Source organism: Paenibacillus sp. FSL K6-1330 (assembly GCF_037976825.1).
Classification (GTDB): Bacteria; Bacillota; Bacilli; order Paenibacillales; family Paenibacillaceae; genus Paenibacillus_AQ.
Window position 1 is genome coordinate 600,472 of record NZ_CP150269.1, and the last position, 13,437, is coordinate 613,908.

The following is a 13,437-nucleotide window of genomic DNA, read 5'->3' on the forward strand; positions in this document are numbered from 1 at the left end:
TATATTAAATGGACAGCTTCACAACCGATTTGCCTGCCTCAATATCAGCTTTCATCGCTAAGAGATAATTCCGGGTGCGCACGTTCATCTCATTCCAGTTTACGAATTTGGAGAAGTAGACAAAGGAGTAGATATTGCGGAAGTCGATGAAAAATGGAATTCGCTGGATCCATTCCTCGCTCAGCGAATTCTCTTGAAGATAGCCGGATAAGAACGAGTCGAAGAATCGGGCCACAAACTCGGCTTTCCGGTTTTCCGAAACCGTCTGAACCGCATGATAGATGGCGATGGCGATATCGTAGGCGAACCAATGGTACGAGACATCCCCGAAATCAAAAAAGATAATCTCCCCGTTATGTACGTGAAAATTGTTATGGTGGAGGTCATTGTGAACGAAGCCGTAGCCTTCCTGGTCTCGCGGGAGGGCCTCAAGTTCCTTAAGATACTGCTTCCACTGTGCATGGACTTTTTCACCTGCAGCCTCCGGGAATGCATTGGCAAATATTACATGATCATTCCACTGGGGAAAGGCCATTTGGTGAACGAGCGAAGCTGCGGTGGAGTCCTTTTTCCCGAGTTTATGCATACGGCCCATCCCGCGCCCCCACTGCTTGATCATGGCGAAATTCGATGCCAAATCCGTTAATGGGCTGCCTGGAGCCTTTGTAAAAGCAATGACATAATATCGCTTCGACTCATGAGTTATCTCTTCAATAAGAAGATCCTGAGCGGATCGAACCGACTCCACTATGTTCAGCCCATGCTCGGCAAGATAGGCCATCCACGTGAGCTCGCGAATGATCGAGGCTTTGCGGTATTTGGATGCGTCCAAGAATTTAATAATGAAGGGGCGTCCGTCTTCACCGTTGTATTCAAATACATTCTGATCGAATCCCCCAAGTAACTTCAGTGAATAAGAACCTTGTCCGAATCGCTCGGCACCTTGATCCAAAACAGCCTGTTCCATGGAAAGTCCCCTTTATCGTATTCTCGATATGCCCGTCTGACTGACATACCGGATAAGTTACAGGTATTCACTACCAACTACAAGTCTACCGAAGATGGTGATCGGTTGCAAAAAGGGGTGGACACATGAAAAAAGGGCGCTCCCTAAGGAGCGCCTCAGGCTGTCGAGAAAGTCTCGACAGCTCTTTTTTGTATATTTAATTCAACACGACACCGCGTTAATATTATATAATATTAGTAAATAAACCGTTCGGAAGGGTGTTAAATATGTTGCGTTCTAACCGAGAAAAACAGCAGGCTTACGAGTTTGTTTCGATTGAAGAATTGGTTCCTCAAGATCATCTGCTCCGTAAAGTGGACAAGTATATCGATTTCTCTTTCATCGACGAAAAGGTCCGTCCGCTTTACTGTGCTGATAACGGGCGACCAGCCATCGACCCTGTTGTGTTATTTAAGATGATTTTCCTCGGTTATTTTTACGGCATCCGTTCCGAACGTCAACTCGAACGTGAAATTCAGACCAACCTCGCCTATCGCTGGTTTTTGGGGTTAGGTCTGACCGACAAAGTGCCGGACCATTCTACGATTAGCTGGAATCGTCGCACTCGTTTTAAAGATACGGAGATTTTTCAAGAGGTCTTTGATGAGATTGTGCTGCAAGCCATTCAGCACCGTATGGTAGGTGGACGCGTCCTGGTTTCCGATTCGACCCATGTCAAAGCGAATGCGAATAAGCATAAGTACACAAAGGAACAGGTTTTACAAAACACCCGTGATTATGTAGGTGAACTTAATGCCGCCGTAGAGGCCGACCGGAAGGCACATGGAAAAAAGCGCTAAAGCCTAGAGAGGACGTGATGGAGGAAAAGGAAGTCAAAGTGAGCACGACAGATCCGGACAGCGGTTATATGATCCGCGATGGGAAACCGGAAGGATTTTTCTACTTAGACCACCGTACCGTAGACCTGAAATACAATATGATTACGGATGTACATGTCACTGCGGGAAATGTCCATGATTCTATACCCTATTTGTCCCGTTTGGATCGTCAACAACAACGATTTGGTTTTAAAGTAGAAGCTGTTGCTCTGGATTCCGGGTACTTGACTTCACCTATCTGCAAAGGGCTGCAAAGCCGAAACATATTTGCTGTTATTGCTCACCGAAGATTCCATCCGACTCAAGGTTTATTCCCAAAATGGAAGTTCACGTATGAAGCAGAGCGTAACCTTTATATCTGCCCGGCAGAGCACGAACTGCAATACAAGACGACCAACCGCGAGGGATACCGGCAGTACGCTTCAGATCCTCAGCACTGCAAGAGGTGTCCGTTATTAAACGAATGCACGCGGTCTCGCAACCACCGAAAGGTGGTAACCCGTCACGTCTGGGAGGACAGCAAAGAATGGGTGCGAGGCAACCGGTTGAGTCGATCCGGGAAATATCTCTACCGAAAACGAAAAGAAACGATTGAGCGAAGCTTCGCGGACGCAAAAGAGCTCCACGGGTTTCGCTATTGTCGTTTGCGCGGGTTGCAGAACGTCAGGGAGCAAGCCCTGATGACAGCAGCCGTACAGAATATGAAGAAGATGGCGATCCACCTGGATCGCCTGGAAAACAGGGGGTAAACCCCATTCCCCCCTTTTGAAGTGACCATTTGAAATGTGAGAAACCCTGTACTTTGAAAAAAGTACAGGGTTTCTCGACAATCTGGGGCGCTCCCTAAGGAGCGCCTCTTTTAAACTATGATCTGCCTTCAAACGTCTGCGCCAGTATACGGAAGTCCAGCTCCACCGTGCTGGACAGCACGACATCCGCGTGCGGGAAATGCGCGGCATTGCCGATTGCCACGGCGAACATGCCGGCGCCCTTGATGGCATCAACGCCGGATGCGGCATCCTCCACCCCGATGCAGTCAGCAGGCTCTACGCCAAGCTGCGCGGCAGCGGTGAGGAAGATCTCCGGGTCCGGCTTGTTGTTCTTCAGCTTGGTCACGTCGACGATGACGTCGAACTGGTCCATGACGCCAAGCCGGGTCAATACGGCAATGGCGTTCTTGCTGGCGGACGCGATGCCGGTCTTCAGGCCGGCCGACCGGATGTCTGCCACAAACTCCGTAATGCCGGGCAGCAGGTCGGCTGGCGTAATCGTTTCGATCAGCTCGACATACAGCTTATTTTTGCGGTCGGCCAGCTGTACCAGCTCTTCATCCGAATAGCTTACAGGCTTCTCCGCTTGGCTTAACAGCAGCTTTAAGGAGTCCATGCGGGATACCCCTTTAAGATTCTCGTTGAACTCTCGCGTGAAGGGAATGCCCAGCTCGGTTGCCGTGGCTTTCCATGCCTGATAATGATACTCCGCCGTATCGGTAATGACGCCGTCCAAGTCAAAGATGACAGCTTTCAACTTACGTGTTTCGTTCATGTTTTTTACAGCTCCTTTTTCAGAAATCAGAAAGTATAAAATCGATGCATGGGACCTCTCTGATAACGCAAGAAAAATGACGGCTTACCGCAGCCTGTCTTCATGGAATATATATCGATAGATCGTTTTCTTCGTAAACCGGGAGTGATGCCATACGTATAGGTAGGGCATCACCCCCACGGCCTAAACCTAATTACTTGCTCTGAAGCGCATGTTTCACAGATTTCCCTTCTTCAAGCGTTACGGCTTTGTCGTACAGCTTGATCTCGATGGAATCCCCTTCAACAATCTCCAGGGTCACGCCGTCCTTCTCGATGGATACGCCGATGAGGCGGCCGCGGAAGTTCAGGCGGAAGGCATACTTCTCCCAGTCCTGCGGAATGGCCGGGGAGAGGGAAAGTCCGCTTTCCTTCAGGCGCATGCCGGCAAAGCCGTAGACGATGGACATCCAGGTACCGCCCATGTTAGCCATGTGCAGGCCGTCCTTCGTGTTGCCGTGCGTATTGTCCAGATCCAGGCGTGCCGTCTCGATGAAATACTCATACGCCTTGTCCATGCTGCCGATCTTCGAAGCCATGATGCTGAAGATGCAGGAGGACAGGGACGAATCATGCGTCGTGATGCCTTCATAGTAGTCATACGAACGCTGGATCGTTTCCAAGCTTTGCTCGTCTTCCAGCAGGAAGTGAGCAAGCACTGTATCCGCCTGTTTACACACTTGGTAACGGTAAATGGTCAGCGGATGGTAGTTCAGCAGCAGCGGATATTTGTCCTCCGGCGTGTTGTCGAAGTCCCATACCGCCTTGCGGAGGAACGTATCATCCTGCGGGTTAATGCCGAGTGCCTCGTCGTACGGCAGCAGCATAGCGTCCGCCGCTTTGGCCCATGCCATGATCTCGTCTTCCGTGACGCCAAGCCGGTCACAGAGGGACTTGAAGCCTTGAGCATCGTAGGATTTCAGAATGGTGCAGCTTTGAGCAGCCCATTTCAGGTTATGCTTCGCCATAACGTTGGTGTAATAGTTGTTATTCACGCAGCAGGTATATTCATCCGGCCCCGTCACCTCATCAATATGAAAGGCGCCGTTATAATAGTGGCCGATGTCGGCCCACAAGCGGGCGGTTTCGATCAACACCTCGGCCCCATAGGACATGAGGAAATCCCGATCCTGTTCGGCGAGATAATACTGAATATAACTGTAGGCGATGTCTGCGCTGATATGGTATTGCGCCGTTCCCGATGGGAAGAAGGAGGAGCACTCGGTTCCCGAAATCGTACGCCACGGGAACAGAGCGCCTTGCCGGTGACCCATTTCCCGAGCTCTGTCTCTCGCTTGCTCCAGCGTGGAATAACGATACAGCAGCAGTTGGCGTGCAATGTCCGGCTGCGTCATCAGGAATACCGGGAACATGTAAATTTCCGTGTCCCAGAAATAATGGCCTTCATAACCTTCACCGCTCAGGCCTTTGGCGGAGATGTTGCTGTGCTTGTCCCGACCGGCGGATTGCAGCAGCTGGAACAGGTTGAAGCGGATGCCTTCCTGCAGCTGGTCATCGTTCTGAATCAGCACATCGGCCGACTTCCAGTAGGCATTTAGATACTCGGTCTGCTCAGCCAGCAAGTCCTCAAACGAGGTATCCTTCAACTCCTCCTGCAGCTGGATTCCACGTTCGATCATCTCCTGCCCGTGACGAAGACTGTCGGTATACAGATTGTATTTCGTAAAGTGGATCGGTCCGGTCAATGGAATAGTAGCCGTGAATGTAACCTCTCCGGTTCCGGCTTCGAGCTGAACGTCGGCGTCGGCATCCAACTGGTGACGGGTCACACAAGCTGCGCGCAGCTTGGAGGCCATCGTCTCATCAACAACATAGGCGTCGCTGCCCTTCACACCGGCATCGATGACGGTCATCCGTTCCGCATGCCCTGCGCCGACCCGGGGGTCATTGGCATTGGTGTAGTTCTTCACTTTGCCGTTCACGGTGGAGACGATGCGAACCTGACCGTTGAAATTAACCGGTTCGATCCGTACATGGATGGCAAACAATTCCCGGTGCGTGAAGGACACCAGACGGCGAAAGGCCAGCTTGATCTCTTTGCCTTCAGGCGATTTCCACTGTACGATTCGCTCCGAATACCCCTTGTCCATATGCAAGTGGCGCTCATGTGAAGTGATCGTGCCGTGATCAAGGCGGAAAGGTTCTTTTTCTTCACCTAAATAGATCAGGACCGTTTGGGCATCAATATTGTTAACGAGTTTTTGCTGTGTATCGGGAAAGGCGAAGAGCTTCTCGCCGTAAGGGATGTCAATCACGTCGTGGAAAGCGTTCAGATAGGTGCCGCGAATGGTGGACAAACTCTCTCCGTAGCCTTCTTCGAAGTTGCCACGCACACCCAAGTAACCGTTTCCGAGTGCAAAAATACTTTCCATATTCAGCAACGCTTGCTGTGACAAATCAGGATTTGATATATTCCAGGTCATGGTCTACACTTCCTTCCTAGCATGGTTATGCTTGAATTCTAGAGCTAATCGGGGTTATGTTATACTAAAATATCAAGGTTTTTATCAATATTTTTAGGTGGTGTGGAAATAATGAAAGAGCCTTCACGCTCGGGAAACCGTCCGTTTTATCTGTCTTCCCGTATGCATTATTTGCGCGAGAATTTTATCCATCCCCCATTTGATTATGAGCACGAGCTGCTGGAAGCGATCCGCTTCGGCGATGAGAATAGAGCCATGGATATGCTTCGTAAGATTAACGAGCTGGAAGCGGCTGTGCTGGCGACGTATCCGCTTCGGTCGAAGAAGAATGCCTTGATTGCTTCCTGTACCTTATTTACCCGCGCAATCATCCGGGGCGGCGTGGATCCTGAGATTGCTTTTCACTTAAGCGATACGCTGATCCTTGAGATCGAGAAAATGACCGATGTGGAGCGGCTGGTTCATTTTGAGTATGAAATGCTGGTGCAGTTTGTTTCGATGATTCGCTCCGAGAAAGAGGATGTGTCCTTCTCTCACATTGTGAACCTGGCGATCTATTACATTAGGGAGCATATTTTTGAGGAACTGACCTTGCAGAGAGTTGCGGAATATTTGAAAGTCCACCCAAGCTATCTATCCGATCGCTTTAAGCGGGAGACGGGCGTATCCATTACAACCTTTATTAATCGGCGGAAGATTGAGGAGTCCAAACATTTGCTGGCTAATACGAACCAGTCCATATCCGAAATCGCGTTTACGTTCAAGTTTTGCAGTCAGAGTTATTATACGCAATTGTTCAAGAATTTTACGGGGATGACGCCGAGAAAATTCCGGATAAGCGGGACGGCGCGATAAAGGATGATCCCAACGAGAAGAGAGAGACACGGCTCATGAAGAAACTAAAGCAGAAGATGCTTCACTTAAGTCTGGAGAAGAAACTGATCGCGGCGTTCTCCGCCTTTATCATCGTTCCCCTCCTGCTGATCGGCGGCATCGTATCCTGGGTATACGTGGAGAATAACCGGAGTACGATGATTGATGCCGCCGTGGAGAACAACAAACAAATTATTAAAAATATCGACACCTCCCTGCAGCCGCTGCTGCGACTGTCGATGTTTCCGATTCAGGACTCCACGGTGTATGCCATTATGCGCAAGGATTACGGCAAGGTGACGTATCCATTGCTTGAACGGGGGCAGGATTTCGATAAAGTGAACGGCTTGATCCAGAGCGGGATCATGCTGTATTCGGATTTGATTGACTCCGTTGTCATCTATCACGAGAACAGTCAGTCGATTATTGGCCGAAGCAACAGGGAATATATGAACTTCGCTTATTTCAAGGAGCAGTTTACCCGTGAGCCTTTTGTCCAGAAGATCAGAGGAGCCCATGGTCGCCTTGTCCCTGTAGGGATTCGTCAGGAGCGGCTGCTGTCAGCCAAGGGAATTCCGGTCGTGTCGGTTGGCCGGGCCATCATGGATCCGTACACGAAGGAGGATCTTGGGTTTATCCTCTTTAACATTTCGGTGGATAAACTCAAGACGCTGTGGAGCGATACGGCATTTTCCGAGAATACGAATTTCTATCTGATCGATGAAGCTGATCATATCGTGCATAGCGTCCACCCCGAGGAAATCGGGCTGTCGGCATCCGAAGTATTGGGGAATGATTTTCAATATAACGCAGACGGCGAAGTGAACACGAAGATCAATCGGGATACCTACATGATTTCTTCTTCCTCTTCTTTGGCTAATTGGAAGGCGGTTACGGTCATTCCGAAGAAGGATTTGTTCTCGATTGTCTATCTTATGGTTGCCATCTTAATCGCCGCATTGATTCTGCTACTCGTGCTGTCCATCCTGATCTCGGCACGCATTGCGACCACGATCATGAAACCGCTGGCGGTGCTGAACAGCAAAATGAAGCTTGTCTCCCAAGGTCAGCTTGACGTAAGCTTTGATACGAGACAGCACGGTGAAATCGGTGTGATCAGCCATACCGTAGACCAGATGCTGCAGGAAATTCGCGATTTAATCGAGCGGATCTATGTGGAGGAAGAGGAGAAGCGGAATCTGGAGATGAATGCGCTGCAGTCGCAGATTCGTCCGCATTTTATATATAACACGCTGAACGTCATCAAGTGGATGGCCAAGATCCAGGGAGCAACCGGCATTGAAGAAGCGCTTCAGGCTTTCTCTTCAGTCATCAAGTTTACGGTGAAGAAGGAAGGCGACTACGTGACCATTGCGGAGGAAGTCCAATTCATGGAGAACTATACGAAAATTCTTGATTTCCGTTATTTTAATAAATTTGATGTCTCGTATGAGGTCGATCCAGCCGTAATGAATCATAGGACCCTGAAGTTTCTGCTTCAGCCCCTTGTGGAGAACGCGGTGTTCCATGGCTTTGAAGGTATCGATTACAAGGGCAGCCTTGTGATATCGATTTATGAGGAACGAGACGCGCTCATCATGGAAGTAAGTGATAATGGACGCGGTTTTCCGGAGGGTGGACAAGCGAAGGTGGAGCAGGGCGGTCCACAAGATACCTTTAACTCGATTGGACTTAACAATATACGGAACCGGATATCCCTTCATTTTGGGCCGGAATACGGCCTGTGGATCAAGAGGGGAGAGCATGGCGGAACTGTGGCATGGCTTCGGGTTCCGATCATCACAGAAGAAACAGGGTGATAAGCAAGTGCGAATACTTATAGTAGATGACGAGCCGCTCGTGCGGATTGGAATCAAATCGGCGATTGATTGGGAGGCCCAGGGTGTGGCTATTGTGGGTGAGGCTGGCGACGGCGAAGAGGCCCTGCGCATGATAATGGAAATCGCACCTGACGTGGTGCTGCTGGATATCAAAATGCCGAAGATGGACGGGATCGAAGTACTCCGGGCGATTAAGGAGCGGCAGCTTCCTGTGCAGACCATTGTGCTGAGCAGCTTCGATGATATTACATATGTGAAGGAAGCTTTGAAGCTGGGGGCGTTCGATTATTTTCACAAACCCGATATGAATGAACGTGAGCTGACCGCGATGCTGAAGAGCGTACGGGAACAGTTTGGAAGCCGTGGGACTCCGGCTCAGGCGGAGTCGGGTGCAGCGGGCAACCGGAAGGAGAAGATGCTATATGACGCTCTCCATGGTTATGTTCATGACCTGCACGAAACGGAACTTAAAGAGGGTAACATATACGTCGTTCTTTTTAAAATCAAGAATTATCATACGGTCATCCAAAGGTATACCAAAGAAACCGAATCCATCCTGCCGAATACGGTTCAGAACGTGGTCAGCGAGATTCTGTCCACGGAGAAGGAAGTTGAATATCTTCAACTGGATGAGCAGTGCAGCGTCGTATTCATCAGCAACAGCGAGCTGAAAAGCCTGCTGGCTTCGTTGACGCGTGTCAATAAAATGGTGCAGATGATCAGCTCCGCGCTCAAGCGCTTTGTGAACATCGACATCGTGCTGGGTATCAGCGACTGGTTTGCTGATTTTGGTGGCATTCAGAAGGGCTACGAGCAAGCAGGAACCGCGTTAGCGCATCAATTTTATAACCCGGATACGTCGATATTCTATTATCAGCATCTGAAGCAGAAGAGTGAGAGTGTCTATAAACAGGCGGATGCCTATTTAAGCCAGATGAAATCTGCACTCAGGGAAGAAGCGAACGATCGGTTTATGGAGCTGCTGTCCAAGTGGGAGACGTTTCTGGAGCAAGAAGAATGCATGGAAGAGAAGGATGTCCGCAAGGTTTACGAAGGTCTGCTGTTTATGATCGGGGAGAGCACGGGGACGCCCGGCGGGACCGTTCAAGAGGATGTAACGGCTTTTGAAGAGATCCATCATTTCCAGCAGCTGTCGGCTGCGTACCGGGCCAGATTCGAGGAGCGGTTTAAGAACCGCAACCATCTGGAGATGAAGGGATACAGCCAGCTCACGCGCAATATTATGGAGTATACAGAAGAGCACTACCCGGAGAGCCTCTCGTTAAAATTGTTCGGGGACCTATTTCATGTCAGCCCGAATTATGTCAGTCGTCTGTTTAAACAAGAGGTCGGTCAAGGTCTGTTCGATTATATTAATGAGCTCCGGATCGAGAAGGCGAAGGTGCTTCTCAAGGACTACCGCTATAAAATCTATGACGTTGCCGAGATGGTAGGATTTAATAATCAGGCCCATTTTGCGATTGTATTTCAGAAATACACGGGCTTTTCTCCTAAACAGTATAGGAAAGAAGAAGTGTGATATTTGAAAAGAAAGTGTGATTTTTCATAAAAACGCTCTTGCCGTGCAACCTATTTATAAAAAAATAGTCAATTTTAAAAAATTAATCATCATTTGATTAATTTTTTTTATTGTCCCGGCTCTTTATGATGTAGGTGTAAGGTAAAACGAAAAGAAACGTGGGGGGTAGCATCATGGGTAAATTGAACAAGAAGTTTTCGGCCATGCTGGTGTTGTGCCTGGCTCTTGTTGTTGGTTTAACCGCTTGCGGCGGCAATAAAAGCGCTGACAATAAAGATAATGGAGCCGCAGATACGGAAAAAGTAACAGTGAATTTCGGATTCTGGGGTACGGCACAGGATTTGGAGATTTATCAAAAAGCGGCGGACACCATCTCCGAGCAATATCCGGAGCTTGAACTGAAAATCAAACAATATCCAAGCAGTGAACAATTCTGGAACACGCTTCCGGGTGAAATAGCGGCCGGCGTCGCGCCGGACTTCATTAAAATGTCCAACGAAGGTGCTTACGAGTACATCAACAAAGGATTGTTCTCGCCAATCGATGACCTGGTTCCGGCAACAGGCGTTGACATGAACCGTTTCCCGGATACATCGAAGAACATCTGGAATGTGGACGGTAAGCAATACGGTGTGCCGAACAGTGATATGCCGGCGATGTTCTTCATCAATGAGCAAATGTGGAAAGATGCTGGTCTCGGCGAGTACCCAACCACTTGGGATGAAGTGATCAAAGCGGCGAAAGTGCTGAACAAAGGCGATGTGAAGGGCATTATCGTCAATCTGGATGCCTTCCATATTACGAACTACGTGAAGAGCTTCGGCGGCGGCTGGGGCAATGGTGAGACCATCAACTCGCCAGAGAACGTCAAAGCGCTGGAAATGATCATCGATATGTATGACCAAGGACTGGCTGTAACTCCTAAATCACTCGGCTTTGGCTGGGACGGCGAAGTATTCAGCAACGAGCAGGGCGCTATGAGTACAGGCGGTTACTGGTACAAAGGTTACCTGAAGGATGCAAATCCGGACCTGAAAATGGTAGCTATTCCGGTACCAAAAGGAACAACCAACGGAAGCACCATGAGCTCTGACGCTTACATGGTACTGAAAGACGCGAAGAACAAAGAAGCTGCGCTCAAAGCTGCTTATTACATGACCAATGACGATACGCAAACCGCATTCATGGAGCTTGGCTTTAATCCGGCGGTAGCCTCATTGTCCGAGCAGTATTTCGAGAAAAACCCTGAATTCAAGGCGCTGCAGCCTGCGCTGGAGTACAGCACAGACTATGGTTATCCGACAGATACCAAGCGTTTCACGGATGAACTCGTGAAAGAATTGGAAGGCTTGATTCTAGGTGGCTCCGGTAAAACGGCTCAGCAAATTCTCGACGATATTCAAAGCCAGTTCAAATAAGAAAAAGGCAACACCCGCTCCCGCTCCTTGTTCTAAGGGAGCGGGAGCGTTTGTTAAATGATCCATTCAATTTAAGCCATGGAAGCGGGGGATAAATTATGTCCGATTACAGCAGCAAGCACGCTGATATGAAAGGGAACAAGATCAGGCAATCCTGGTTCCGTTCGCTGGCAGACTCCGACAAGACGCTGGGCTGGTTGTTTACGCTGCCCTTTTTGATTTTATGGGCGTGGTGGTTTCTCTATCCATTTATCCAGTCTTTCGTAAGGAGTTTTCAGGATGCGAATTTCGCTGCCTTGGACCAGGCGAAATTCATCGGCCTCGAAAACTATGTCACCATTCTTCAAGATAAGGAATTCTTCCAGGCGCTGCTTCACTCCCTGGAAATCGTTGTCATCTCGATTCCGATTCAGACCCTGCTGGGTCTGCTCCTGGCGATCCTGGTCAACCAGAAGCTGAAGGGCAAGGGAATATTCCGGACGGTATTCTTCATTCCGTACATTACCTCGCAAATCGCGATCACCACGGTGTTCATGATGCTCTTCAAGAAGGGTACCTTCCTGACGGAATTTTTCGGAGCGTTGGGCTTCGGGAATGTGACATGGTTTGCGGATACTAACTATGCGCTCTTATTCGTATGTATTCTGTTTATCTTTCAACAAGCCGGCTTCACCATGATTGTGTATTTGTCGGGTCTACAGGAAATTCCGAAGGATCTGTATGAAGCGAGCGAGATTGACGGAGCGTCCAAGTGGAACAAATTCCGCTACATTACGGTGCCGTTCCTGAAGCCGATCACGTTCTTCATCGTGTCGGTATCCACGATTGCCGGTTTCCAGATCTACGATCAGATTGCAGCGATTTCCCGGTATGGCGCACTCGGTTCGCCAGCGGGCGCTACCAGTACGGTGGTTACGTATTTCTACCAGCACGGGATCCGTTACATGAACATTGGATACGGAAGCGCGGCGGTGGTGCTGTTCTTCATGATCATCATGCTGATTACGTATCTGCAAAAAAAATTCTTGGATGAGAAGGAGTGAGGGTAATGTTGACCCGTACGAATAACGGTCGGCTGTTTCTGTATATCGGCACGATCATCCTTGGGCTCTTATTTGCCCTTCCTTTTCTCTATACCCTCTATACGTCTATCATCCCGATGCGCTATGTCAATACGCTGACGTCGCCGGCCAACTGGACGCTCGAGAACTTTAAAATCTTCTTCACGAACGATGCCTACAACGTGCCGAGATGGTTTCTGAACACCATTATCATGACCGGCGTTGTTGTCATCGGGAACCTGATCATTAACCCGATGGCCGGCTTTGCGCTGGCCAAGCTGAATTTTAAGGGGAAAGGGCTGATTTATTGGATCGTCGTTGCCACCATGATGGTGCCATACCATATGATCCTGATCCCGGTATATGTGAATGTGGCACAGCTCGGTTGGCTGAACACATTCTGGGGGTTAACGGTACCGTTCCTATATCAAGGTCTGTACATTTTCATGCTCCGCCAGTTCTTCATCTCGGTTCCGAATGAGTTTCTGGAAGCTGCGCGGATGGATGGTCTGACGAAGATGGGCGCTTTCTGGCGGATCGTCTACCCGCTGGCCCGTTCATCACTGATTACGATGTCGATTCTTGCTTTTGCCGGAACCTGGAACAGTTACCTTGTTCCGAGTACGCTTGCGAATACACCGGAAATGTATGTGCTGGTTGTGGGTCTGAACAGCGTGAAGGATATGTTCTTTGAGAATACGCCGATGATTATGGCGGGGGTTGTCCTGTCCACGCTGCCGATCATCCTGTTCTTCTTCCTGTTCCAGCGCCAATATATTGAGGGGATTTCGAACGCCGGCGTCAAAGGTTGATATAAAAGCCTTGGGAGGGA

10 protein-coding genes are annotated in these 13,437 nt (G+C 49.4%); 7 read left to right on the forward strand and 3 right to left on the reverse strand.

The features are described from left to right. Nucleotides 1–4: 4 nt before the first annotated feature. Nucleotides 5–967: a phosphotransferase gene (locus NYE54_RS02645; RefSeq protein WP_339269823.1), complete on the reverse strand. Its 963-nt coding sequence runs from the start codon at nt 965–967 to the stop codon at nt 5–7. Nucleotides 968–1,233: 266 nt separating this feature from the next. Here NYE54_RS02645 and NYE54_RS02650 point away from each other — a divergent pair. Continuing rightward, nucleotides 1,234–2,594, forward strand: a protein-coding gene (locus NYE54_RS02650; RefSeq protein WP_339265774.1) for an IS1182 family transposase whose coding sequence is annotated in 2 segments (ribosomal slippage) — nt 1,234–1,801 and nt 1,801–2,594 — 1,362 coding nt in all. Because the reading frame shifts where the segments join, the coding sequence is not laid out codon by codon here. Between the two features lie 115 nt (nt 2,595–2,709). On the opposite strand, the gene pgmB is transcribed toward NYE54_RS02650, so the two are convergent. Together pgmB and NYE54_RS02660 are read right to left on the reverse strand one after the other, a co-directional pair. Beyond that, nucleotides 2,710–3,390 carry a beta-phosphoglucomutase gene (gene pgmB, locus NYE54_RS02655; protein WP_339269824.1) on the reverse strand — a complete coding sequence of 227 codons (681 nt, stop codon included), beginning with the start codon at nt 3,388–3,390 and terminating at the stop codon, nt 2,710–2,712. A 193-nt stretch (nt 3,391–3,583) separates the two neighbouring features. Beyond that, entirely contained in the window at nt 3,584–5,872 is a 2,289-nt protein-coding gene (locus NYE54_RS02660) for a glycosyl hydrolase family 65 protein (protein ID WP_339269826.1), read from the reverse strand. Between the two features lie 111 nt (nt 5,873–5,983). Between NYE54_RS02660 and NYE54_RS02665 the strand changes: the two genes are divergently transcribed. The 6 genes from NYE54_RS02665 (at nt 5,984) to NYE54_RS02690 (ending at nt 13,417) form a co-directional block, all read left to right on the forward strand. Continuing rightward, a complete protein-coding gene (locus NYE54_RS02665; RefSeq protein ID WP_076322399.1) occupies nt 5,984–6,727 on the forward strand; it encodes an AraC family transcriptional regulator in 744 nt (247 codons plus the stop codon). Between the two features lie 35 nt (nt 6,728–6,762). After that, nucleotides 6,763–8,565 carry a histidine kinase gene (locus NYE54_RS02670; protein WP_339269828.1) on the forward strand — a complete coding sequence of 601 codons (1,803 nt, stop codon included), beginning with the start codon at nt 6,763–6,765 and terminating at the stop codon, nt 8,563–8,565. A 7-nt stretch (nt 8,566–8,572) separates the two neighbouring features. Continuing rightward, entirely contained in the window at nt 8,573–10,126 is a 1,554-nt protein-coding gene (locus NYE54_RS02675; RefSeq protein WP_339273373.1) for a response regulator, read from the forward strand. A gap of 173 nt (nt 10,127–10,299) precedes the next feature. Further along, complete coding sequence (locus NYE54_RS02680) at nt 10,300–11,544, forward strand: sugar ABC transporter substrate-binding protein (RefSeq protein ID WP_339269830.1); 1,245 nt, start codon at nt 10,300–10,302, stop codon at nt 11,542–11,544. Nucleotides 11,545–11,642: 98 nt separating this feature from the next. Beyond that, nucleotides 11,643–12,587, forward strand: coding sequence for a sugar ABC transporter permease (locus NYE54_RS02685; protein ID WP_076322396.1), 945 nt, complete (start codon nt 11,643–11,645; stop codon nt 12,585–12,587). Nucleotides 12,588–12,592: 5 nt separating this feature from the next. Beyond that, nucleotides 12,593–13,417, forward strand: coding sequence for a carbohydrate ABC transporter permease (locus NYE54_RS02690; protein ID WP_339269833.1), 825 nt, complete (start codon nt 12,593–12,595; stop codon nt 13,415–13,417). Nucleotides 13,418–13,437: the final 20 nt, after the last annotated feature.